Source organism: Actinomadura sp. 3N508, assembly GCF_044326375.1.
GTDB lineage: Bacteria > Actinomycetota > Actinomycetes > Streptosporangiales > Streptosporangiaceae > Spirillospora.
The window spans coordinates 325,496-349,231 of the sequence record NZ_JBIRAX010000010.1; the positions used below are offsets into that span (position 1 = coordinate 325,496).

Genomic DNA, 23,736 nt, shown 5'->3' on the forward strand with positions numbered 1-23,736 from the left:
CTACTTGTTGAGGGTCAGGCCGCGGGTGGGGTGGACGGTCAGGCGGTCGGCGGGTTCGTCCAGGTCGACCGTCACCTCGTCGCCGTCGAGGACCTCGCCGGAGAGGAGCTCGCGGGCGAGCTGGTCGCCGATCGACGTCTGGACGAGGCGCCGCAGCGGGCGCGCCCCGTACAGCGGGTCGTAGCCGGTCAGGGCCAGCCATTCGCGGGCCGCCGGGGTGACGTTCAGCGTGAGCTGGCGGTCGGCGAGGCGGTCGGCGAGCTTGTCGACCTGGAGGTCGACGATGCGGGTCAGCTCCTTCGTGGAGAGCGCGTCGAAGAGGATGACGTCGTCGAGACGGTTGAGGAACTCCGGCTTGAAGGAGTTGCGGACGGCGTTCCAGACCGCTTCCTTCTTCGCGCCGTTCTCCAGCGTCGGGTCGACCAGGAACTGCGAGCCGATGTTGGACGTGAGGATCAGGATCGCGTTGCGGAAGTCGACCGTGCGGCCCTGGCCGTCGGTGAGGCGCCCGTCGTCCAGGACCTGGAGGAGGACGTCGAACACCTCGGGGTGCGCCTTCTCCACCTCGTCCAGCAGGACGGCCGAGTACGGGCGGCGCCGGACGGCCTCGGTGAGCTGCCCGCCCTCCTCGTAGCCGACGTAGCCGGGCGGCGCGCCGACGAGCCGGGCGACGCTGTGCTTCTCGGAGTACTCGCTCATGTCGATGCGGGTCATCGCGCGCTCGTCGTCGAAGAGGAATTCGGCGAGTGCCTTCGCCAGTTCTGTTTTTCCAACGCCGGTCGGGCCGAGGAACAGGAACGAGCCGGTCGGGCGGTCGGGGTCGGAGATGCCGGCGCGGGCGCGGCGGACGGCGTCCGACACGGTGCGGACGGCGGTCTCCTGGCCGATGAGGCGCTTGCCGAGCTCGTCCTCCATGCGCAGGAGCTTGGCGGTCTCGCCTTCGAGGAGGCGCCCGGCGGGGATGCCCGTCCAGGACGCGACCACGTCGGCGACGTCGTCCGGGCCGACCTCCTCCTTGACCATCGCGTCGCGGTTGTCGGCGGCCTCGTCGGCCTCTTCTAGCTGCTTCTCCAGCGCCGGGATCTCGCCGTAGGTGAGGCGGGCGGATGTTTCGAGATCGCCGTCGCGCTGGGCGCGTTCGGCCTCGCCGCGCAGCTGGTCGATCCGCTCCTTGATCTCGCCGACGCGGTTCAGGCCCGCCTTCTCCTTGTCCCAGCGGGCCATGAGGCCGGTGAGGTGCTCCTGCTTGTCGGCCAGGTCGGCGCGGAGCCTTTCGAGGCGCTGCCTGGACGCCTCGTCCGTCTCCTTGGAGAGGTTCATCTCCTCCATCTTGAGGCGGTCGACGGTGCGCTGGAGTTCGTCGATCTCCACCGGGCGCGAGTCGATCTCCATGCGGAGGCGTGAGGCCGCCTCGTCCACCAGGTCGATCGCCTTGTCGGGGAGGTAGCGGGAGGTGATGTAGCGGTCGGAGAGCGTGGCGGCCGAGACGAGCGCCGAGTCGTTGATCTGGACCTTGTGGTGCGCCTCGTAGCGGCCCTTGAGGCCGCGCAGGATCGCGATCGTGTCCTCGACGGTGGGCTCGCCGACCATGACCTGCTGGAAGCGGCGCTCCAGGGCGGCGTCCTTCTCGATGCGCTCGCGGTACTCGTCGAGGGTCGTCGCGCCGATCATGCGCAGTTCGCCGCGAGCCAGCATCGGCTTGAGCATGTTGCCCGCGTCCATCGCGCCCTCGGCCGCGCCCGCGCCGACCACGGTGTGCAGCTCGTCGATGAACGTGACGACCTGCCCCTCGCTCTGCCTGATCTCGTTGAGGACGGCCTTCAGCCGCTCCTCGAACTCGCCGCGGTATTTCGCGCCCGCGACCATCGCGCTGAGATCGAGGGAGATGAGCTTCTTGCCGCGCAGCGACTCGGGCACGTCGCCCGCGATGATCCGCTGCGCGAGGCCCTCCACGACGGCGGTCTTGCCGACGCCGGGCTCGCCGATCAGCACCGGGTTGTTCTTCGTCCGGCGGGACAGCACCTGGACGACGCGGCGGATCTCCGGGTCGCGGCCGATGACGGGGTCGAGGCGGCCGTCGCGCGCGGCGGCGGTCAGGTCGACGCCGTACTTCTCCAGCGACTGGTACGTGCCCTCCGGGTTCTCGCTGGTCACGCGGGCGTGGCCGCGGACCTTCTCGAACGCGTCCAGCAGGGCTTGGGGCGTGGCGCCGAATTCTTTGAGCAGGCCCGCGGCGGGGCCGCCGTCCGTGGCGAGGCCGACGAGGAGGTGTTCCGTCGAGACGTAGTCGTCCTCGAGCTGCTTCGCCCGGTTCGCCGCCGTGTTGATCGAGCGCTGGAGCTGGCCCGAGAGGCGCGGGGTCGAGACCGTCGAGCCCTGCGCCTTCGGCATCGCGGCGAGCTGCTCCTCGACCCGGCTCCTGATCGTCTTCCAGTCGGCGCCGACGGCCTCCAGCAGCGGCACCGCGGTGCCGTCGGTCAGCACGATCAGCGCGGCCAGCAGGTGCTGCGGCTCCACCTCGGGATGTCCCTCGGCCGCGGCCCGCCGGACCGCGACCGACACCGCCTCCTGGCTCTTCTGCGTGAGCTTGTAGTCCACCCCGGTCCCCCTATTCCCGGTTGCGCTCGTGCCAGACGACGACGCTGGTGTGCCTGATCGGCACCAGGTCGGCGCCGGGAGTGCCCTCCGGTTCACCGTGCCGGCGCTGCTGCGCCAGCCGCGCCGCGACGGCACGGGTCGATTCGAGTTCGTTGGCGAGCTCGTCCAGCGCGGCGTGCGCCTTCGCGAGCTCCTCGCGGAGCCGCACGTTGTCGCGCTGCAGCTCCAGGATGTGCTTGATGCCGGACAGGTTGATGCCCTCCTCCTGGGAGAGCCGCTGGATCTCGCGGAGCATCACGATGTCGCGCATCGAGTAGCGGCGCCCGCGGCCCGCCGTACGGCCGGGGGACACCAGGCCCATCCGGTCGTAGGTGCGCAGCGTCTGCGGATGCAGCCCGGACAGCTGGGCCGCCACCGAGATCACATAGACCGGCGTGTCGTCGCCAAAGGGGTTCATGGCTTCACTCCTGCCTGGCCTGCTGGACGAGGTCCGCACGCAGATCGTCGCCCGAGCCCGACTCGCGCAGCCGGACGAGGGCCTCCCGTGCCTGGTCGTCGAGCTTCTGCGGCACCTGGACGTCGACGGTGACGAGCAGGTCGCCCTTCGTGCCGTCCCGCCGGGTCGCGCCGCGGCCCTTCACGCGGAACTTGCGGCCGTTCGGGGTGCCCTCCGGCAGCTTCAGCGTGACCGGCTGCCCCTGGAACGTCGGCACCCGGATCTCCGCGCCGAGCGCCGCCTCCGGGAACGTCACCGGGACGGTCAGCGTCAGGTTGTCGCCGCTGCGGCCGAACACCGGGTGCGGCCGAACCTTGATGTTGACGTAGAGGTCGCCGTGCGGGCCGCCGTTCTCGCCCGGGGCGCCCTTGCCCTTGAGCCGGATCTTCTGGCCGTCGGCGACGCCCGCCGGGATGCGGGCCTGGATCGTGCGGGTGCCGGTCGCGCGGCCGCTGCCGTGGCAGATGGGGCACGGGTCGTCGACGACGAGGCCCCGGCCGTGGCACTCCTTGCACGGCTCCTGGAACCCGAAGCTGCCGAGGTTGCGGGTCTCGTGCCCGGTGCCCTCGCAGTTCGGGCACACCCGCGGGACGGTGCCCGCCTTCGCGCCCGTGCCGCGGCAGCCGTTGCACGCCGCCTCGCTGGTCAGCTTGATCGGGACGGTGACGCCGTTCATCGCGCGCCCGAACGAGAGCGTGACCTCGGTCTCGACGTCCGCGCCGCGGCGGGCGCGCCGCGTGCCCGTGCCGGTGGTGCGGGTGCCGCCGCTCCGGCCGAACAGGCCGCCGAACAGGTCGCCGATGCGCTCGCCCGCGCCGCCGGTCTGCGTCCCGGTGCCGCCGCCGCTGCCCTGCCCGAACAGGTCACCGAGGTCGAACGGGAACCCGCCGCCCTGCTGGCCGCGGAAACCGCCCGGCATCGACCGGACCGCGTCGTACTCCTTGCGGCGCTTGTCGTCGGACAGGACGTCGTAGGCCTCGGAGACCTCCTTGAAGCGGTCCTCGGCGTCGGTGTCGCCCTTGTTGGCGTCCGGGTGGTACTTGCGGGCCAGCTTCCGGTACGACTTCTTGATCTCCTCCTGAGAGGCCGTCTTCGCGACACCGAGGACCTTGTAGTAGTCCTTCTCCAGGTAGTCCTTGGTGCTCACGGCGCCCCGCTCTCTGCTATCGCCACTTGCCACATGTCTTCACGCGACCCCGCGGGGCCCGCCCCGGACGGGACGGGCCCGCGGTTCCCGCTGGGGAGACGATCCCCCGGAACCCCGGCGAAGGCCAGGGGCTCATTCGTCGTTGTCACCCGAGTCGGCCTTGTCCGCCTCGGCCGTGTTCTCGGCCTCGGTGCTCTCGGCGTCCTCGGCCTCGGACGGCTTCCCGTCCTCGGCGTTCGGGTCGGGCTCGGCCACCGCCACGCGCGCGGGCCGCAGGATCCGCTCGCCGATGCGGTACCCGGGCTGGAGGACGTCCACGACGCTCTCCTCGGTCACCTCCGACGAGTACGAATGCATGAGCGCCTCGTGGACGACCGGGTCGAAGGGCTCGCCCTTCTCGCCGTAGCGTTCCAGGCCGAGCTTGCCCGTGATCGCCTCCAGGCTCTCCGCGACGGACTTGAACCCGCCGGTGAGCTCGTCGTGGTCACGGGCGCGGCCGATGTCGTCCAGCACCGGGAACAGCTCGGACAGCACCTGCCCGAGCGCCTGCTCCCGGACCGCGACCCGGTCGCGCTCGACGCGCTTGCGGTAGTTGTCGTACTCGGCCTTCAGCCGCTGGAGGTCTGCGAGACGCTCCGCCAGCTGGGTCTTGAGCGAGGAGAGCTCCTCGCCGGTGACCGTGGCGCCCCCGTTGGCCGGGGCCTCCGGGGCCGGCGACGACTCCGCCGCCTGCTCCCGGAGCTTCCCCGTTTCGGGATCGATGCGCCGCTTGTCGCGGATCACCGGGCCCTCCTTCTCCTCGCCCTCATCGGGAGAGGTCGTCACGAAGCATCACCCTTCGGCTTGTCCTCGTCCACGATCTCGGCGTCGACGACCTCGTCGTCCTGCGGCTCACCGCCCTGGGCGTCGGCCGTCGGGCCGTGGTCGTCGGCGCCGGCCTGCGCGCCCTCGGGGTTCTGCGCGTACATGGCCGCGCCCATCTTCTGGCTGACCTGGGCGAGCTTCTCGGCGCTGCTCTTGATCGCCTCGACGTCGGTGCCCTCCAGCGCCTTCTTCACCTCGGCGACCGCCTCGGTGACCTCGCCCTTCAGCTCCGCGGGGACCTTCTCGTCGTTCTCCCGCAGGAACTTCTCGGTCGAGTAGGCAAGGGTGTCGGCCTGGTTGCGGACCTCGGCCTCCTCCTTGCGCCTGCGGTCCTCCTCGGCGTACTCCTCGGCCTCGCGGACCATCTTCTCGATGTCGTCCTTGGGCAGCGCGCTGCCACCGGTGATGACCATCGACTGCTCGCGCCCGGTGCCCTGGTCCTTCGCGCTGACGTTCACGATGCCGTTGGCGTCGATGTCGAAGGTGACCTCGATCTGCGGGACGCCGCGCGGCGCCGGCGGCAGGCCGGTGAGCTGGAAGGTGCCGAGCTTCTTGTTCCGCGCCGCGATCTCGCGCTCGCCCTGGTAGACCTGGATCTCCACGGACGGCTGGTTGTCGTCGGCGGTGGTGAACGTCTCGGACCGCTTGGTCGGGATCGTCGTGTTCCGCTCGATGATCTTGGTGAAGATGCCGCCCTTGGTCTCGATGCCGAGGCTCAGCGGGGTCACGTCCAGCAGCAGGACGTCCTTGACCTCGCCCTTCAGCACACCGGCCTGGAGGCTGGCGCCGATCGCGACGACCTCGTCCGGGTTGACGCCCTTGTTCGGCTCCTTGCCGCCGGTCAGCTCCTTGACCAGCTCCGACACCGCGGGCATGCGGGTCGAGCCGCCGACCAGGACGACCTGGTGGATGCCGTCGACCGAGATGTTCGCGTCCTTCAGCACCTGCTGGAACGGCGCCCTCGTCCGCTCGAGCAGGTCGGAGGTCATCCGCTGGAACTCGGAGCGGCTGAGCTTCTCGTCCAGGTGCAGCGGGCCCTCGCTGGACGCGGTGATGTAGGGCAGGTTGATCTGCGTCTCGGTGGAGCTGGACAGCTCGATCTTCGCCTTCTCCGCGGCCTCGCGCAGCCGCTGGAGCGCCATCTTGTCCTTGGCCAGGTCGACGCCGTTGGCGTTCTTGAACCGCTCCACCAGCCAGTCGACGACCTTCTGGTCCCAGTCGTCGCCGCCCAGGTGGTTGTCACCGCTGGTGGCCTTCACCTCGACGACGCCGTCGCCGACCTCCAGCAGGGACACGTCGAACGTGCCGCCGCCGAGGTCGAAGACCAGGATCGTCGCCTCGTTCTCCTTCTCCAGGTGGTAGGCCAGCGCGGCCGAGGTCGGCTCGTTGATGATCCGCAGGACGTTCAGCCCCGCGATCTGCCCGGCCTCCTTCGTGGCCTGCCGCTGGTGGTCGGAGAAGTACGCGGGCACGGTGATGACCGCGTCGGTGACCGTCTCGCCGAGGTAGGACTCCGCGTCCCGCTTCAGCTTCTGCAGCACGAACGCGCTGATCTGCTGCGGGGTGAAGTCCTTGTCGTCGATCTTGGTCTTCCAGTCGGTGCCCATCTCGCGCTTGACCGAGCGGATCGTCCGGTCCACGTTGGTCACGGCCTGGCGCTTGGCGACCTCGCCGACCAGGACTTCGCCGTTCTTCGCGAAGGCGACGACGGACGGCGTGGTCCGCGACCCCTCCGCGTTCGCGATGACGGTGGGCTCCCCGCCCTCCAGGATCGCGACGACCGAGTTGGTCGTCCCGAGGTCGATGCCGACCGCACGTGCCATGTTCTCGTCCTCCGTCGTATCCGGTGATATCGCGCCCCGGTCGCCCCAGGGTGCGGCCGGTCTGCTTGCTGTCGGCCAGCGTGCCTGGACGGCCCAGCCTTGTCAAATCACTTGAGTCGCCCAGACTCAACTTTGCTGACGACCTCTCCAACACTACGTCTGAGTGCCCTATTCCGGTTCCCGATCCACCTTCATTGGCCCAGAGATCGGCGCCAGGGAGGAGGCCGCCGTCCGCTCCATCCCCCGCCGGAGGGACGCCCTCTCCTCCGCGCCGGTCATCGACCGCTCGTGACCTGCGAACTCGGCCTGGAATGGATCATTGGAGCGTGCTAACCTCCGCGCCTAGTTCAGATTTGAACAAAGTCAGGAGCGCGCAATGAACCCCGCGACCCGAGTCCCCTATCTCTCCGACGTCGGCCTGCTCATCGGACGTGTCGCCCTGGGCGTCGTGTTCGTCGCGCACGGCTGGCAGAAGATCAACGACCTGGGCCACGGCGCCGTGGTCAAGATGTTCGAGGGCATGGACGTCCCGGTGGCGTCACTGTCCGCCTACTACTCGACCTGGGTCGAGTTCATCGCCGGCCTCGCGCTCATCGTGGGCGCCGCCGTACCGATCGCGGGCCTGCTCCTCGCGATCGACATGGCCGGGGCCTTCTGGTTCGTCCACAAGGGCAACGGCGTCTTCGTCGCCGAGAACGGCTACGAGCTCGTCCTCGCCCTGGGCGGCGCCGCGATCCTGCTCGCCTTCGCGGGCGCGGGCCGCTTCTCCGTCGACGGCCTCATCTTCAGCCGCACCGAGTCCAGGGAATCCCAGACCGCGGCGTGACCGTCCACCCCACGACCCGGGGGCGGAGCGGGGGCGGGCGGAACATCCGCCCGCCCCCGCACCGGAAGACGAAATGCGGCCGACCGCATCCACATCTGGCAAACCCTGAACCCCGGCATCTTCCTGATCTTCCTGGTGGAGGGGTGTATGCGTGATCCGGTGGATTTGGGCGGGCCTGTGTTGATCGTCACAGTGTCCGTGCGGCGGGAGTTGACGTCGCGCATCAAGAGCGGCGAGCGGTGACTCCGCTCCCCTTCATTTGAGGGCCCTCGACGTGTGTGCGGGGGCCTTTCGCTTGGTCTTCTGCACCGGCCGAGCCCGTGGCTCCGAACGGCTGCGCGTTAGACGCTCGAACCGCCGTCCAGGTTCTCACGTTGGCCCGATAAGGACGAAACCGTCCCTGATCAGGTGCGTTGCATGACAAACACCGATATGATCACGCCTCGTTGTCAACACCCTGACTTCTGCCCGCGGCTACGGGAGTGTCGCGGATGAGGTGCGAATGCTGCGCCGAACAGGGCGGCCATCACACATCGCGCCTTCGGCCGCAAGACGAACAAGCAAGCCCTCCAAGAGGAGTAGACACATGAACCTGACCCGATTTGCGGCCGCCGGTGCCGCGGCCACGGCCCTGGTACTGGGTACGGCGGGCGCCGTCCAGGCGGCGGAGCAGCCCCAGATCAACGTCAGCCCCCGCGTGTTCACCCCGGGCCAGGCCATCACGATCACGATCACCGAGTGCACGAAGAAGCCGACCATCAACGCCGCGGAGGCCATTCGCGTCTTCACCGCCGTCCCGGCGTTCACCGGGACGCCGGGCGAGACGTGGAAGGCCACCCAGGCCACCCGGTCCAGCCTCGTCCCCGGGAAGACCTACACCGTCAACCTGACCTGCACGGTCGGCGAGCAGACCGTCAAGGGCTCCATCACCGTCAACCCGGGCAAGAAGCCCTCGCCGAAGCCGACCGCCACCAACCCCACGTCGCAGCCGACCACGCCGGTGCCGGTCCCCAGCGGGCCGATCAACACCGGTGACGGCAGCACCCAGGGCGGCTCCGGCACGACGCTGCTGGCCGGCGGCGCCGCCGTCGCGCTGGCCGGAGCCGGCATGGGCGCGCTCGCGCTGCGTCGCCGGGCCGGGCGGGAGAATTCCTGAGTGGCGGACCGCACTACCGTCTCCGCCGGTCGCCGCGCCATGGGCGCGGCGGCCGGCGCGCTGCTCATAGGACTCCTGCTGGGCTCCTGCGGCGGCGAGGACTCACCGCCGACCACGGCGAGCGGCAGCAGCGGGAGTACCGCACCGGCCACGCCCGCAGCCACCCCGGCAGGGGACGCGAAGCCGATGCCCAAGTCGCCACCGAAGACGATCAGCATCGCCAAGCTCGGTGTCTCCGCCCCGGTGTCCCAGCTGGGGCTGCGTCCGGACGGACGCATCGAGGAGCCGCCGCTCAGCCGTCCCAACCTGACCGGCTGGTACAAGCTCGGCCCCACCCCGGGAGAGAACGGCCCGTCGGTGATCCTCGGCCACGTGGACGCCAACAAGAAGCAGGCCGTCTTCTACCGGCTCAAGGAGCTGACGGAGGGCGACCAGATCCAGGTCACCCGTCAGGACGGGACCACCGCGACGTTCGCGGTGACCTCCAAGCAGGACGTGGACAAGAACGCCTTCCCGCACAAGAAGGTGTTCGCCGAAGCCCTCGACTACTCGTCCCTGCGCCTGGTCACCTGCGGTGGCGCGTTCGACAGCTCGACCGGTCACTACAAGAGCAACCTCATCGTCTACGCCAAGCTGGTGCAGAGCGCCTGACCTGAGCGTGCGACCACCACGGCCGTCCTTCCTTCTGGAGGGACGGCCGTTCTGGTGCCGGCCGCTTCCCGCGGCGATCTAGGCCCGCCGAACCTCGATCCCAATCTTGTCATTGACAAGATGGACCTCGATGACGCAATCTAGACAGTGTCAGGATGCAGCCCGGTCCAGGAGGTCGGATCCCATGGAAGACTTCGTCAACGCACTCGGCGTGGAGTTCATCGTCCTCGTCATCGCCGCACCCGCACTGCGCCTGCTCGGCGCCCTGGGCGTCCGCCGCTTCGCCGACTGGCCGGCCTGCGCCGCCCACGCGATGGCGGCCATGCTCGTCCTCACCGGCATCGTGCGCTTCGTGCCGGACAGCGTGGCGTCCATGCCCAGCGCTCAGGAACTCGCCCGCATGGTGCCGCCGTTCGTGCCGTTCCCCCTGGCCATGGTCTACCTGACCGGCGTCCTGGAACTGCTCATCGCCGTCGGGCTCGTCATGACCCGCACCCGCTGGAGCGCCGCCGTCGGCCTGGCCGTCATGCTGCCGCTCCTGCTCCCGGCCAACATCTACGCGGCCCTCAACGACATCCCCCTCAACGGCGCCGAGGCGACGCCGCTGTGGCTCCGGATCCCCCAGCAGGTCGCCTTCATCGCCATCGCGGTGTGGGTGGCCAGATCCGCCGACTCCACCGGCGCGCGCCGCCTGCTCAGACTTCCCCAATACCGCTGAATCGATGTCGCCTCAGCAGGCAGGTGGCCCCTCTCGGAGGGGCCACCTGTTTCGCTTGATGCCTTTCTCTTACACGGGGCCGATCTCTTACACGGGGCCGAAGTGGACGTGGGACGCCCGACGAAGAGGATGAGCGCGTCGGAGCGCAGCGAGCTGAGGTTGATCGCGGCCACCGGTCCCTGCGCCGCCGAATCGAGATCTTCGCCGTCGTGAAAGTGGTCGAGGGGTTCGGGTGATACGTGGGTGACCGCCGTTCGTGTTACGGAAAGGCAGCGCATGACTGGGGAGCCCCTTACCGCGGACCCGCCGATGGGGCGGGTGGACGACAGCGCCGTTCTGCGGTCGTCCCTCCGCGAGCCCGAGCGGTTCGGTGAGATCTTCGATGCGTACTTCGCGGAGATCCATGGGTACGCCGCCCGGCGGCTCGGGCCGGACGCGGCGGCCGATGTCGCGTCGCAGACGTTTCTGGAGGCGTTCCGGGGGCGGGGCCGGTACGACGCGTCCCGGGCGGCCGTCCGGACGTGGCTGTACGGGATCGCGACCAACGTGATCGGCAAGCATCGGCGGGCCGAGGTGCGCGGGTTGCGGGCGCGGGAGCGGCTGGGGGGCGTGCCGGACGCCGGCCACGCGGAGCGGGTCGACGAGCAGGTCAGCGCCCAGGGGCTGCGGGGGCGCCTCGCGGGGGCCATCGCCGGGTTGTCGGGCGGTGACCGGGACGTGCTGCTGCTCGTGGCGCTCGCCGACCTCAGCCACCAGGAGGTGGCCGCCGCGCTGGACATCCCCTACGGGACGGTCGGCTCGCGGCTCAACCGGGCTCGCAGGAAGGTGCGCGAAGCGCTCGGCGGGACGAATCCGATGCGTGATCTGGAGGATGGGCATGGATGAGCTGCGGGTCGTCGAGCGGGCGTACGGGGAGCCCGCCCCGCCGACGATGGAGGAGACGGCCGAGGCCAGGGCCCGGATGTTCGGGGAGGCGCCGCGGCGGCGCGCCCGGTTCGGGTGGCGGGTCAAGGCGGCCGGAGTCGGGGTGGTGGCCGTGGGCGCTGCCGCCGCGGTCGCGGTCGCGGCCGTGGGGGCCGGCGATCCGGCCGGGGGCGGTGGCGTCGCGCGGGTCGGCCCGGAGGTGGACCTCGGGAAGGCGGCCGTTCTCGTCGCGGCGGAGAATGCGGCGAAGCAGGAGATCGGCAAGTACTGGTTCTCTGATGACGTCAGCGGCCAGTCGTACGTGGTGCCGGCCAGGACGGGCGCTTATGTGATCGTCGGTGCGCACACGGAGGCCTTCCGGTGGGCCGGCGCGGAGCCCAAGTCGGCGACGGGCAGTGCGTGGCGCATGATTCCGGCCCGGCCGCAGACGCCGGCGGACGCGGCGGCGTGGAGGAAGGCCGGGTCCCCGGTGAAGATCAGGGCGTGGTCGGGCGACAAATGGCTGACCCTGAACACGGTGGAGAAGATGGGGTGGGAGACCGACCATTCCGACCCTTCGGGCGGTGGGACGTGGTACGCCCGGATGACCACCGAGGAACTGCAGAATCTGCCGACCGATCCGAAGAAACTCGCCGAGAAGTTCCTCACCGATGAGGCCCTGCAATGGCGTGCGGTGGGAGTGCCGTCGCCTGAGAAACTGAAGGAGTTGGAGAAGGAGCGCGGGCCGCTTCCCAAGCACGAGTTCGACTCCTTCGCGAAGCTCGGCGCGGTCGGCGGGCTCATCGCCAACTCGCCGGTTCCGCCGAAGGTGCGGGCCGGGCTGATGCGCGCGGCGGCCGACGTGCCCGGTGTGGCGGCGATCGGCGAGGTCAAGGACCCGCTCGGCCGCACGGGCGTGGCGCTGGCGTCCGCCAGCAGGACCGTCGAGGTCACCGGCGAGTCCGGCACGCCGCGCGAGCGGCAGGGGACCTATCAGGCCCGCAAGGAGCTCGTGTTCGACAAGGAGACGGGTGAGGTGCTCGCCTCGCAGTACGTGCTGACCAAGCCCGGCGGCCCCTACAAGGACCGCCGGCCCGGGTTCGTCATCGACTACATGGCCGTCCGCGATATGGGGTGGACGGACACCAAGCCCAAGCCGCCCATTGAGCTGCCCTTCTGATCAGGGTGTCTTTCGGCCCTCCGCCCGGTTTATGGGGCGGGGGGCCTTCGGGCTTCCAGGCCGTCGAGGAGGCAGGCGAGGCCGAACTCGAAGCGGCCTTCGAGGATGTCGCCGGTCTCGTTCGTCCAGACGTCGCGGATGTGGGCCGAGACGGCGGGGCGGTCGTCGCCGATGCGGGCCAGGTGGGGGCCGAGGATCTCGACCCAGTCGGTCGCGGTGACACCGGCCTGGTTGCGCTGCCAGCTCGCCTCGCTCCCGGCGGCGCCGATGACGTAGTCGACCACCAGCGACCAGGCGTATTCGAGGTCGAAACCGGTGAAGCCGGCGGCGCCGAACGCGACGAGGGCCTCGTCCAGGACGCGGGTGGCGTTCGGGCCGATCATGGGACGGCTGCCGAAGAGCGTGACCGTCCACGGGTGCCGGTGGATCATCGCGCGGTAGCTGTGCGCGTAGGCGGTGGCGGACGCGCGCCAGCCGTTCGTCCTGTTCGCGCCGTTCGTGCCGTGCGGTGGTGGGGCGGTCACCTCGCCCATGACGCGGTCCAGGGCGAGCTCCAGCAGCTCGTCCTTGTTCGCGACGTGCCAGTAGACCGAGGTGGCGCCGGAGTTCAGGCGGGTGCCGAGCCGCCGCATGCTGAGCCCGGCCAGGCCCTCGGCGTCGAGGAGTTCTATGGCCGCGTCGACGATCTGGTCGCGGCTGAGCGTCGGCTGGTCGCGCCGCGGTCGTTCCGGACGCGTCCAGACGGACACCGGTGCGTTCTCCGCCATCGCCTGCCCCTCGTCATCGATTCGTCTCGTACATAGTACCGGGGGTTGAACGGTGTACGAGTCTCGTCGTACAGTGTGCGAGAAAACTCGAACAGTGTACGAGTGGTGGGAGTGGATGATGACGCAGCCTGAACCGCATCCGCGGCGGTGGCAGATCCTCGCGGTGCTGTGCCTCAGCTTGTTCGTGGTCGTGGTCGACAACACGATCCTCAACGTGGCGATCCCGTCCCTGCTCAGGGACATGGACGCCACCACCTCCGACGTCCAGTGGGTGATCGACGCCTACTCGCTCGTCTTCGCCGGGCTGCTGATCACCGCGGGCAGCCTCGGCGACCGGCACGGGCGGCGCCGCGCGATGCTGATCGGCTTCGCGGTCTTCGGCGCCGGCTCCTTGCTGGCCGCGTTCGCGCAGGACCCGGCGCAGCTCGTCGCGATGCGCGGGCTGATGGGCGTGGGCGCCGCGTTCCTCATGCCGGGGACGCTGTCGATCATGGCGCAGGTGTTCGGGCCGGACGAGCGCACCAAGGCGTTCGCCATCTGGGGCGCGACGTCCATGATCGGGATCGCCGTCGGGCCCACGCTGGGCGGGCTCCTGCTGGAGCACTTCTGGTGGGGGTCGGTGTTCCTGGTGAACGTCCCGATCACGATCGTCGCGGTGGTCGGGCTGCTTGTGCTGGTTCCCGAGTCGCGCGGCCCTCGGCGGCGGCCGGACGTGCCGGGCGCCGTCCTGTCCACGGCCGGGATGGCGACGCTGGTGTGGGCCGTCATCTCCGGGCCGGAGCACGGCTGGACCGGGGTCCGGACGCTCGGGGGCTTTGCCGCCGCCGTCGTCGCGCTCGGGCTGTTCGTGCGGTGGCAGCACCGCAACCCGGAGCCGATGCTCGACCTGCGCCTGCTGCGCCGCCGCGACTTCTCCGGTGCCGCCGTGATGATCGCGATGTTCTCGTTCGCGCTGGCCGGGGTGCTGTTCGCGCTGACGCAGCTCCTCCAACTCGGGTACGGCTACGGGCCGCTCCAGGCCGGGCTGGCGGTGCTGCCGGTCGCCGTCTCCGCCGCGGTCGGGAACGGGCTGGGGGCGTCGATGGAGGCGCGGTTCGGGGCTCGTCCGGCGCTCGTGGGCGGGTTCGTCGCCCTCGCGGCCGGGTTCGGCGCGATCGGGCTCACCGGGCCGGATGACGGATATATGGCCCTGTCGGTGGGGCTCGTCGTTCTCGGGTTCGGGGCCGGGCTCGGGACGCCGGCCGCCTACAGCACGTTGATGGCGGCCGTGCCCCGTGAAGAGGCCGGTGTCGGGTCCGCGGTGAACGATGCCGGGCAGGAGCTCGGCAGCGCGCTCGGTGTCGCTGTTCTGGGCAGCATCATTTCTGCCGCCTATGCCGGAGCCCTGCCGGACGGCGCGCCGGAGGCTGCGCGGGATTCGCTCGGTGGGGCCGTCGCGTCGGGTGACCCTGGCCTTGCGGACGCTGCTCGGGACGCGTTCGCGCACGCCGTGTCGGTCGGGTCGTTCGCCGCCGGGGGCGCGACCTTGTGCGCGGCGATCTTTGCCGCGTTCGTCCTGCGCCGGCTTCCGGGCTCCCCGGTCGCCGTCGAGCGCGCGGCGGAGACCGAGACCGTCAAGGTGTGAGGTCGGACGGGACGGTGCCGGTCTCGGTCAGCGGGAGCCCGAGCGCCGCCCGTTCGGCCAGCCAGCCGCTCGGGCGGTACCGCGGGTCGCCGGTCGCGGCGTGCAGGCCGCGCAGGATGTCCAGGACGCGGGCCGTCCCGGTGTGCTCGCCCCACTCCAGCGGCCCGCGCGGATATCCGAGCCCGAGCTTCACGGCCGTGTCGATGTCGCCGGGACTGGCCAGCCGCTGCTCCGCGATACCGCAGCCCACGTTGACGATCGAGGCCAGGAGGCGTTGGGCGACGGGGGCAGGCGCATCCCTGACGACGCTGACAGGGCGTCCTGTGGCGAGGAGGGCGGCCAGACCGGCTCGTCCAGCCTCCTTGCCGACGCCAGGGTGGACGGCCAAGGAGAGACGCGTGAAGAAGCCGCCGAACGGGTCGATTCCCAGGGTGCGCTCTAGGGGAAGGTTCTCGGCTGTGGCTGCGGTGATGGTGCTCTGGCCGAAGGGGGCGACGAACACCACGGCCTGGCTGGACGGTTCGTCCCCTGCCTCGACCTCCACTCCCGCCGTCGAAAGCAGCGCGCCCAGCTCTTCCCGGACGTCGCCGTGTACCCAGACAGGGCGCGCTTCTGCTGCGGGTGCTTTCGCTTCGGGCGGCTCTTGCTTCGCGCCATCTACGTACTTGTAGAAACCCTCGCCCGTCTTGCGGCCGTACAGGCCAGCCTCCAGCCGGGCCCGCGCGATCCTGGACGGACGCAACCGCGGCTCTGTGTAGAACCCCGTCCAGATGGACTCCATCACTGGCTGCGACACGTCCATGCCTGTGAGGTCCAGCAGCTCGCAGGGGCCCATCTTCAGGCCGAGGACGTCCCGCGCTATGCGGTCGATGTCCGCGGGCTGGGCGGCGCCCTCCGACAGGATCTGCAGAGCCTCCGTCACCAGTCCGCGCCCAGCGTGGTTGACGAGGAAGCCGGGCGCGTCTGGCGCGAGCACCGGTTCGTGACCGAGACGCCTTACGAGATCTGTGAGCGCGCCGGGAATCCATTCGGCCGTCCTAGCGCCCGGGATCACCTCGACCAGCCGCATCAGCGGGACCGGATTGAAGAAATGCAGCCCGGCCAGCCGGGACGGATCGTCCAGCGCGGCGCCGATCGCCGTCACCGGCAGCGAGCTGGTGTTGGTCACGAAGACCGTGTGCTCCGGGCAGACCTTCTCCAGGGCGGTGAACAGCTCCCGCTTCGTCGCCATGTCCTCCCGGACGGCCTCCACCACGAGATCGCAGTCCTGGAACGGCGTGAGCGGCTCGCCGACCGGACGCAGCCGCGCCTTCGCCCGCTCCGCCTCGTCCGCCGCCATGCGTCCCTTGCTCACGAGCTTGTCGAACATGCCACCGATGTGCTCGACCGCGCCGGTCACGGCCTCCAGCCGGACGTCGGCCAGCTCCACCGTCAGCCCTCCGGCCGCGGCGAGCTGCGCGATCCCGCGTCCCATCGCCCCCGCGCCGATCACCCGGACCGTCGTCACCCGCCGCGCCCACTGCTCCACCGTCGCCGCCTCCTCGCTCGTCCGCTCCACGCTCCCCGCCTCCCGTGCATTCAACCTCTCGCCAGGCGGAAGCCCGGCCGCGGCCCTCCCGATCCAGGGACGTAATCTGCGAAGTGCCTGAAAACGGCGCGGTGCCTGAAGCGGTGCCTGAAGACGACGCGAGGAGCCCACCATGCGCGACGCGGTGATCTGCGAGCCGCTGCGTACCCCGATCGGCCGGTTCGGCGGGGTGCTGAAGACCGTCCCGCCCGCCGAACTCGCCGCGACCGTGATCCGCACGCTCGTCGAGCGCACCGGCCTGCCGGGCGACGCGATCGACGAGGTGATCCTCGGGCACTGCTACCCGACCTCCGACGCCCCCGCCATCGGACGCGTCGCCGCGCTCGACGCCGGCCTTCCCGTCGAGGTCGGCGGCGTGCAGCTCGACCGGCGGTGCGGGTCGGGGCTCCAGGCCGTCGTCAACGCGGCCATGCAGATCCAGACCGGCGCCAGCGATGTGATCATCGCGGGCGGCGTGGAGAGCATGAGCAACGCGCCGTTCTACACGACTCAGGCCCGCTGGGGGATCCGCGGGCCGTCCCTCGAACTGCACGACGGGCTCGCGCAGGGCCGCGTCACCGCGGGCGGCGCCAACTATCCGGTGCCGGGCGGGATGCTGGAGACGGCCGAGAACCTCCGCCGCGAGTACGGCATCGGACGCGAGGAGCAGGACGAGCTCGCCGTCCGCTCCCACCAGCGCGCCGTCGCCGCGCAGCGGTCCGGGGTGTTCGCGGAGGAGATCGTGCCGGTGACCGTCCGGTCGCGGAAGGGCGACGCGGTCGTCGACACCGACGAGCACCCGCGCCCCGACACGACGGTCGAGTCGCTGGCGAAGCTGCGTCCCGTCCTCGGCAAGGCCGACGACCAGGCGACCGTCACCGCGGGCAACGCCAGCGGCCAGAACGACGCGGCCGCCGCCTGCGTCGTGACCACGCCCGAGCGGGCCGCCGAGCTGGGGCTGCGCCCGCTCGTCAAGCTCGTCTCGTGGGCGCGCGCGGGCGTGCCGCCGCGCACGATGGGCATCGGGCCCGTCCCCGCCACCGCCAAGGCTCTGGAGCGTGCCGGTCTCACCCTGTCCGGCGTCGACCTCATCGAGCTGAACGAGGCGTTCGCCGCGCAGGTCCTCGCCGTCACCCGCGAATGGGGCCTCAAGGACGCCGACTGGGACCGCGTCAACGTCAACGGCTCCGGCATCTCCCTCGGCCACCCCGTCGGCGCGACCGGCGCCCGCATCCTCGCGACGCTCGCCCGCGAGATGCACCGCCGCGAGGCCCGCTACGGCCTCGAGACGATGTGCATCGGCGGCGGGCAGGGCCTGGCCGCGATCTTCGAGCGCGTCTGACGTCGCCGCGAAGGCGCGCCGAGCGAGTGGCTCGGGGCTCGGACTCGGACTCGGCATGGTGGCCTCGCCGCCGCCGCCGCGCACGGCGACACGGCGGCACGGCACGGCTACGGAGCCTTCCAGTCCGGGCGGCGGCCCGTGAGAGCGATGAGGCGGTCGATGGGGGACGCGTCGTCGGGGACGTCGACGGCGGGGCCGAAGAGGCCCTCGACGCCCTGCCCGCCGCTCTGCTCGACGGTCGGCGCGACGAACGCGAGGCAGGCCTCGATCTCCGCGTCGGCCGGGTCGTAGGGCTGGCCGCTGGCGCGGGCGACGTCCCAGCCGTGCACGACCAGCTCGTTCATCGCCACATGGCCCGCCTCCGCGCCGGACAGGTCGAGGCCACCTGCCTGCGTCATGCCCTGCCAGGCTTCCGGCGAGCGCCAGGCGGCGGCGAGCGCGTCGAGCCGCTCGGGGATGCGGGCCCGCCAGTCCGGGGGCAGGTTGGAGGCGTCCGAGGACGGCGGCCGCGACGGGCCGTCCGGGAACTCCTTGCGCGCGGCCCAGGTGAACGCCAGGGACAGCCCGTTCACATGGTCGAGCAGCGTGCCGAGCGACATGTCCGCGGGAGTCGGCGCGGTGAGCTGGTAGTCGCGGACGCCCGCGAGCAGTCCGGTCATCCGGTGCGCGGCGGCCGTGAGGTCGAGCATCGATGTCATCTGGTCTCCTCATCTGGACGGTTCTCGCCCCCGTGGTATGGACTCGGGAACCGCTCAAGACTCATCGGCGCGCGGGAACGATTAAGCTACTACCGAGTAGTGTTCGGGACCCGGCTGATGCGCGGTCCGGCGCGAGTTCTACGCTGACTGCCATCGCCGTACCCAGGAGGACGGAACAGTGTTCTGGATCACGTTGGTCATCGGGCTCGCCGGAACGGCGGTCGCGCTGGCGCTCGCCGGACGGCGGGTGCTGTTCCTCTATGCCATCGCCAAGAGCGGCCAGCCCGACCCCGAGCGTGTCCTGCGGGTCAAGCGCGAACCGAAGGCCGACGTCCAGGACCAGGTCACCGAGGTCTTCGGCCAGCGCAAGCTGCTGAAATGGACGCTCGCGGGCGCCGCGCACTTCGCCGTGATGTGGGCGTTCTTCCTGCTCGCCACGGTGTACCTGGAGGCGGCGGTCCAGCTGCTGTTCGGGCTGGACGCGCACATCCCCGGCCTGCAGACGTGGGGGCCGATCGGATTCGTCCAGGACACCATCGCCCTGGCCGCCCTCGCCGGCCTGATCGTGTTCACCGCGATCCGGGTCAAGAACTCGCCGAAGCGGATCGGCCGCGAGTCCCGCTTCTCCGGCTCGCACCTGTCCGGCGCGTGGATCACGCTGTTCATGATCTTCAACGTGATCTGGACGATGTTCTTCTTCCGCGGCGTCGAGGTGGCGCGTGACAACTTCGGCTACGGCAAGGCCGCCTACTTCTCCCATCTGACCGGGAAGCTGTTCGACGGGATCGGCGACGACACCCTCCACGTGCTGGAGTCGGCCGGGCTGCTGGCCCACATCGGCGTCGCGCTGGTGTTCCTGGTCTTCGTCGTCCACTCCAAGCACCTGCACATCTTCCTGGCGCCGCTGAACGTCATGTTCAAGCGCCGCCCGGACGGCCTCGGCGCCGCGCAGCCGATGATGTCCGGCGGCAAGCCGCTCGACTTCGAGGAGGCCGACCCCGACGAGGACGTCTTCGGCCGCGGCAAGATCGAGGACTTCACCTGGAAGGGCTTCCTCGACATGGCGACCTGCACCGAGTGCGGCCGCTGCCAGTCGCAGTGCCCCGCCTGGAACACCGGCAAGCCGCTGTCGCCGAAGATGCTCGTCCTTGAGCTGCGCGACCACGCGCTCGCCAAGGCGCCCTACTTCACCGCGTCGGAGGAGGCCCGGGAGAAGTTCACCGACGAGCAGAAGCTCGCCATGGAGGTGGACAAGGCGCTGGTCGGCGACGACGGCGTCATCCACCCCGACGTCCTGTGGTCCTGCACCAACTGCGGCGCCTGCGTCGAGCAGTGCCCGGTCGACATCGAGCACATCGACCACATCCTGGACATGCGCCGCTTCCAGGTCATGATCGAGTCGTCGTTCCCGTCCGAGGCCGGCGTCATGCTGAAGAACCTGGAGAACAAGGGCAACCCGTGGGGGATGTCCGAGATGAAGCGCCTCGAATGGATCGAGGAGCTCGACTTCGAGGTCGAGGTCGTCGACGAGAAGGTCTCCGAAGACACCGAGTACCTGTTCTGGGTCGGCTGCGCCGGAGCGCTCGAAGACCGCGCGAAGAAGACCACCAAGGCCGTCGCGGAGCTGCTGCACATCGCGGGCGTGAAGTTCGCCGTCCTCGGCCCGATGGAGGCTTGCACGGGCGACCCGGCGCGGCGCCTCGGCATGGAGTTCGTCTTCCAGATGCTCGCGCAGCAGAACGTCGAGACGCTGAACGACGCGGGCGCCAAGAAGATCGTCGCGACGTGCCCGCACTGCTTCAACACCCTCGCCAACGAGTACCCGCAGCTCGGCGGGAACTACGAGGTCGTCCACCACACGCAGCTGCTGGCGCACCTGGTCGAGTCGGGCAAGCTCACCCCGGTCACCCCGATCGAGGAGAACATCACCTACCACGACCCCTGCTTCCTCGGCCGCCACAACAAGGTCTACAAGCAGCCCCGCGACATCATGGCGACCGTCCCGGGCATCAAGACGCAGGAGATGCACCGGCACAAGGACCGCGGCTTCTGCTGCGGCGCCGGCGGCGCGCGGATGTGGATGGAAGAGCGCATCGGCAAGCGCATCAACACCGAGCGCGTGGACGAGGCGCTGGAGACCAACCCCGACACCGTCTCCACCGCGTGCCCGTTCTGCCTGGTCATGCTCGGCGACGCCATCAACGAAAAGAAGAACTCGGGCGATGCGAAGGAAACCCTCGAAGTCGTCGACGTGTCCCAGCTCCTGATCCGCTCCATCAAGGGCGAGGCCACCCCGCCCGAGGAGAAGGAGCCCGTCGCCGCCGAGTAGCGCGGCGGGGCTCTCAGACCCCGGCGGCGGGCGCCGCCGGGGTACCGAGCTCCTCGGGCGCGGCGGCGGCGTTCGTGGCCGGCGGGACGGCGATCAGCGTCTCGCGGAGGGCGTGCACCGTCTGGAACGGCATGATCTGGCGGTGGACGAGGTCGTCGACGGTGGCGAGCGGGCCCTGCGCCGTCCGGGACAGCACGATCAGCTTCGCATGGGACGGCCCCAGGCCCGGCAGCGCGGCGAGCACGTGCTCGGGCGCCGCGTTGACGTCGATCAGGCCCCCGTCGTCGAAGGTGCGGGCCAGGTCGGGACGCCCGATCCGGAGAAGGCGCGCCACCGCCGGGTGATGCGCCACCAGGGAACGCGCCTGCTCCCTGCGGACCCGCTGCTCGATCATCGGGACGGCCATCACCGCGGCCGCGCGCTCGCCGTCGTCCGGCGGCGGCGACCACGGCTCCGCCGTCAGGACCACGAGGTGGACGGCACCGCCCAGCATCGTGGCCAGCAGCGAGAACATCATCGGGACGTCCCACCAGGTCGTCTGGTCGACGTCCGTGGCCAGGGCGCTGCCGAAGAAGAGAACCGTCAGGCCGAGCTGGACGGCCGACGCCACCGCGAGCCACCAGCTTTGGCGACGGGCCGCGAAGTAGGCGAGCAAGGCCCACGTCGCGAGCCCGAGGCTGAGCGGCGGGATCAACGCCAGGAGGAGCCGTAACGGCCACGCAAGCCGCTTCCTCTTGACGGGAGCCGGCCATGACCCCCAAGCGGCGGGCGCCGCCGAGTACCCGGCCGGGCCGTTGCCGAAGGCGGGCCCGCCGGAGAAGGCCGGACCGTCGTAGGCGGGCCAGGCCGGGGCCGGTGCCGGCGCGGCGGTCGCCGCCGGGTAGGCGAGGAGCATCCCAGCCGGAACATTGGGCACGGGATCGGGGCTGGGGCGCGGGTCGGGAGGAGCGAACCCGGCCGGGACAGGCGGCGACGACGACCTCGCAGCCGCCGTCACCGTCTCGGCCGCATAGCCCGCAGGACGCCCGTCGCCCGGCACCTCGGGCGCCGCACGCTGCGGCTCGGCCGCGGCAGGCTGCGCTTCGGGCACGGCACGCTGCGGTTCAGACGCGGCACGCTGCGCCTCGGCCGCTGAACGATTCGCCTCAGACGCGGAGCGATTCGCCTCGGCCGTTGAACCATTCGCCTCGGACACCTCGCTGGGGCCGGGCGGCGGCGGCGCCAGGGACGGGTCGGAGCGCAGGATGCCCACGTGCAGGCTCTGGAGCCGTTCGCCGGGCTCGGAGCCGAACTCCTCCCCGAAGAAGGCGCGCGCGTCCCGGTAGGCGGCCAGGGCCTCCGCCTGCCTGCCGCTCCGGTAGAGGGCGAGCATCAGCAGGTAGCGGAAGCCCTCCCGGAGCGGGAACTCGGCCACCAGCCGGATCAGCTCGGGCACCAGCCGCGCGTGCTCCCGCAGGTCCAGCCCGATCTCGGCGGACGCCTCCAGCGCGGCGGCCCGCTCCTCCTCCAGCCGGTCCCGGGCGGCGGTGAAGAAGCCGCCGTTCAGGCCGGCGAGTGCCGGGCCGCGCCACAGGTCCAGCGCGTCGCGCAGCAGCGCCCCGGCCCGCGCGGCGTCGCCCGTGGCCCGCACGGCGAGGGCCTCCTTCACGCGGTCGCGGAAGACGTCGGCGTCCAGCCCTCCGTGCGGGACGTGCAAGGCGTATCCCGCGCCGGACAGCGTCAGCAGCCGGCCCGGGGAGCGCGGTGAGCGGCCGGGCTCCAGCACGCGGCGCAATCCGGCCACATATTTCTGGACGACGTTCGCGCCATTGTCGGGCGGCTCGTCGCCCCACACCGCGTCCACGATCGCGGCGGTCGGCACGGGCCGGTTCGGGGTCAGCAGCAGCACGGCGAGCACGGCCTGCTGCTTGCCGGGGCCGAGGTCGAGCGGCTGTCCGTCCTGCCAGGCGGCGGTACGGCCCAGGATTTCAAAGCGCGGTGACACTTCCTCGCCCGGCAGCGTGATCACCCCCCAACGCGCCCCGTCCAGTGGCCCCGCCGTCATTCCGCAGTCGTGGCGCAGTGACGGCAGCATAGCGACAGTGATTCCGCACCGGTATCCGACAGCCTTTTCCCGGACATCGGGTGTTACCACCGATAAAGAAGTGAAAGGGGACTTGAGTGCTTCAATACCGACGGCGGCCGGGCGGGCCGGACGGCGGATTCGGCGGTCGACCGGACCGCCCGAGCCGCCCGGGCCAAGGGCGCGGCGGTCGGCCCGGCGGTCGGCTCGGCGGTCGGCCCGCGCTGGCATCGGGGGCCGGCCTCGCACTCGTGCTCGCGTTCACCACGGCGTGTGGACCGCTCGCCGGAGACGAGACCGGCACAGCGCAGACGAAGGCGTCGTCCTCCACGGCCGCGAAACCCGCCGCGACCGCGATACCGAACGGGGTGGAGAAGCTGCCGACCGCGGAGATCCTGAACCGCGCCCGCCAGGCGACGGGGTCGGCGCGGTTCCTGCGGGTGCGCGCGCAGGCCGAGGAGGACGGCGAGCGGTACAAGATCGACTTCCGTTACGCGGGGAAGACGAAGGCGACCGGATGGTTCTCGCAGGACGCCCAGCGGGTCGAGATAACCAGAATCGGGAAGGTCGTCTACCTCTCCGGAAACTGGGCGTTCTGGGTGTCGGCCGGCGGCAAGTCCGCGGCGCAGGAGTTCGCCGGCAAGCACGTCAAATCGACCGTCAAGAACCCTGATTTCAAGGAAATCGCGATTTTCGCCGACAGGTCGGCCCTGCTCACCGAGGCGCTGAAGGCCATGCACGGCTGGGAGAAGGGCGAGGAGGGCAAGGTCGGCACCATTCCGACGACCGTGCTGACCGCCTCCACCGGCGACAGGCTCCACGTCGCGACGCAAGGCCGGCCCTATGTGCTGCTGCTGGACGGCGGGCCGGGAAACAGCATCGAATACCTCGGCTACGAGCAGCCGGTGACCATCAAGGCACCGCCCGCCGGAAGCGTGGTGGATCTGCCGAATTGATCCCGCGCCCCCGTCCTGTCCGCGGCTCC

At 70.7% G+C, this 23,736-nt stretch carries 19 protein-coding genes; 10 read left to right on the top strand and 9 right to left on the bottom strand.

Going from position 1 to position 23,736, the window contains the following annotated elements; all coding sequences use genetic code 11:
- From clpB to dnaK, 5 genes are all read right to left on the bottom strand, one after another.
- The gene (gene clpB / locus ACH34S_RS31885; RefSeq protein WP_395956549.1) at positions 1-2,598 is read right to left on the bottom strand and encodes an ATP-dependent chaperone ClpB; all 2,598 of its coding nucleotides are present in this window, start codon (positions 2,596-2,598) and stop codon (positions 1-3) included.
- 10 nt (positions 2,599-2,608) lie between these two features.
- The gene (locus tag ACH34S_RS31890) at positions 2,609-3,055 is read right to left on the bottom strand and encodes a heat shock protein transcriptional repressor HspR (protein WP_395956550.1); all 447 of its coding nucleotides are present in this window, start codon (positions 3,053-3,055) and stop codon (positions 2,609-2,611) included.
- 4 nt (positions 3,056-3,059) lie between these two features.
- Positions 3,060-4,241 carry a molecular chaperone DnaJ gene (dnaJ, locus tag ACH34S_RS31895; protein ID WP_395956551.1) on the bottom strand — a complete coding sequence of 394 codons (1,182 nt, stop codon included), beginning with the start codon at positions 4,239-4,241 and terminating at the stop codon, positions 3,060-3,062.
- 132 nt (positions 4,242-4,373) lie between these two features.
- The gene (gene grpE / locus ACH34S_RS31900) at positions 4,374-5,066 is read right to left on the bottom strand and encodes a nucleotide exchange factor GrpE (RefSeq protein ID WP_395956552.1); all 693 of its coding nucleotides are present in this window, start codon (positions 5,064-5,066) and stop codon (positions 4,374-4,376) included.
- Positions 5,063-6,928 carry a molecular chaperone DnaK gene (gene dnaK, locus ACH34S_RS31905; protein WP_395956553.1) on the bottom strand — a complete coding sequence of 622 codons (1,866 nt, stop codon included), beginning with the start codon at positions 6,926-6,928 and terminating at the stop codon, positions 5,063-5,065. Before dnaK ends, grpE begins: the two co-directional genes overlap by 4 nt.
- 376 nt (positions 6,929-7,304) lie before the next feature.
- Between dnaK and ACH34S_RS31910 the strand changes: the two genes are divergently transcribed.
- From ACH34S_RS31910 to ACH34S_RS31935, 6 genes are all read left to right on the top strand, one after another.
- Entirely contained in the window at positions 7,305-7,754 is a 450-nt protein-coding gene (locus ACH34S_RS31910) for a DoxX family protein (RefSeq protein ID WP_395956554.1), read from the top strand.
- 586 nt (positions 7,755-8,340) lie between these two features.
- On the top strand, positions 8,341-8,910 hold the full coding sequence (locus ACH34S_RS31915; protein WP_395956555.1) for a hypothetical protein: 570 nt from the start codon (positions 8,341-8,343) through the stop codon (positions 8,908-8,910).
- Positions 8,911-9,561 (top strand): class F sortase, encoded by a 651-nt coding sequence (locus tag ACH34S_RS31920; protein WP_395956556.1) that lies wholly within the window; start codon positions 8,911-8,913, stop codon positions 9,559-9,561.
- Between the two features lie 184 nt (positions 9,562-9,745).
- Positions 9,746-10,279: a hypothetical protein gene (locus ACH34S_RS31925; RefSeq protein ID WP_395956557.1), complete on the top strand. Its 534-nt coding sequence runs from the start codon at positions 9,746-9,748 to the stop codon at positions 10,277-10,279.
- A 276-nt stretch (positions 10,280-10,555) separates the two neighbouring features.
- Entirely contained in the window at positions 10,556-11,164 is a 609-nt protein-coding gene (locus ACH34S_RS31930; RefSeq protein ID WP_395956558.1) for an RNA polymerase sigma factor, read from the top strand.
- The gene (locus tag ACH34S_RS31935) at positions 11,157-12,362 is read left to right on the top strand and encodes a CU044_5270 family protein (RefSeq protein WP_395956559.1); all 1,206 of its coding nucleotides are present in this window, start codon (positions 11,157-11,159) and stop codon (positions 12,360-12,362) included. The genes ACH34S_RS31930 and ACH34S_RS31935 overlap by 8 nt, the downstream gene beginning before the upstream one ends.
- Positions 12,363-12,391: 29 nt before the next feature.
- On the opposite strand, the gene ACH34S_RS31940 is transcribed toward ACH34S_RS31935, so the two are convergent.
- The gene (locus ACH34S_RS31940; RefSeq protein WP_395956560.1) at positions 12,392-13,129 is read right to left on the bottom strand and encodes a TetR/AcrR family transcriptional regulator; all 738 of its coding nucleotides are present in this window, start codon (positions 13,127-13,129) and stop codon (positions 12,392-12,394) included.
- A 118-nt stretch (positions 13,130-13,247) separates the two neighbouring features.
- Here ACH34S_RS31940 and ACH34S_RS31945 point away from each other — a divergent pair, with 118 nt between their 5' ends.
- Complete coding sequence (locus ACH34S_RS31945; protein ID WP_395956561.1) at positions 13,248-14,753, top strand: MFS transporter; 1,506 nt, start codon at positions 13,248-13,250, stop codon at positions 14,751-14,753.
- Here the strand turns inward: ACH34S_RS31945 and ACH34S_RS31950 are convergent.
- On the bottom strand, positions 14,743-16,311 hold the full coding sequence (locus ACH34S_RS31950) for a 3-hydroxyacyl-CoA dehydrogenase (RefSeq protein WP_395956562.1): 1,569 nt from the start codon (positions 16,309-16,311) through the stop codon (positions 14,743-14,745). The two genes, ACH34S_RS31945 and ACH34S_RS31950, sit on opposite strands and share 11 nt — an antisense overlap.
- A gap of 142 nt (positions 16,312-16,453) precedes the next feature.
- Between ACH34S_RS31950 and ACH34S_RS31955 the strand changes: the two genes are divergently transcribed.
- Positions 16,454-17,662: an acetyl-CoA C-acetyltransferase gene (locus ACH34S_RS31955; protein WP_395956563.1), complete on the top strand. Its 1,209-nt coding sequence runs from the start codon at positions 16,454-16,456 to the stop codon at positions 17,660-17,662.
- A gap of 107 nt (positions 17,663-17,769) precedes the next feature.
- Here ACH34S_RS31955 and ACH34S_RS31960 read toward each other — a convergent pair whose 3' ends face one another.
- Positions 17,770-18,360, bottom strand: a complete 591-nt coding sequence (locus ACH34S_RS31960) for a TIGR03086 family metal-binding protein (protein ID WP_395956564.1) — start codon at positions 18,358-18,360, stop codon at positions 17,770-17,772.
- Between the two features lie 178 nt (positions 18,361-18,538).
- On the opposite strand from ACH34S_RS31960, the gene ACH34S_RS31965 reads away from it, so the two are divergent.
- Entirely contained in the window at positions 18,539-20,689 is a 2,151-nt protein-coding gene (locus tag ACH34S_RS31965; protein ID WP_395956565.1) for a heterodisulfide reductase-related iron-sulfur binding cluster, read from the top strand.
- Between the two features lie 13 nt (positions 20,690-20,702).
- Here ACH34S_RS31965 and ACH34S_RS31970 read toward each other — a convergent pair whose 3' ends face one another.
- The gene (locus tag ACH34S_RS31970; protein ID WP_395956566.1) at positions 20,703-22,733 is read right to left on the bottom strand and encodes a BTAD domain-containing putative transcriptional regulator; all 2,031 of its coding nucleotides are present in this window, start codon (positions 22,731-22,733) and stop codon (positions 20,703-20,705) included.
- Positions 22,734-23,002: 269 nt separating this feature from the next.
- Here ACH34S_RS31970 and ACH34S_RS31975 point away from each other — a divergent pair, with 269 nt between their 5' ends.
- Positions 23,003-23,707 carry a hypothetical protein gene (locus ACH34S_RS31975; RefSeq protein WP_395956567.1) on the top strand — a complete coding sequence of 235 codons (705 nt, stop codon included), beginning with the start codon at positions 23,003-23,005 and terminating at the stop codon, positions 23,705-23,707.
- The last annotated feature ends 29 nt before the right edge of the window (positions 23,708-23,736 follow it).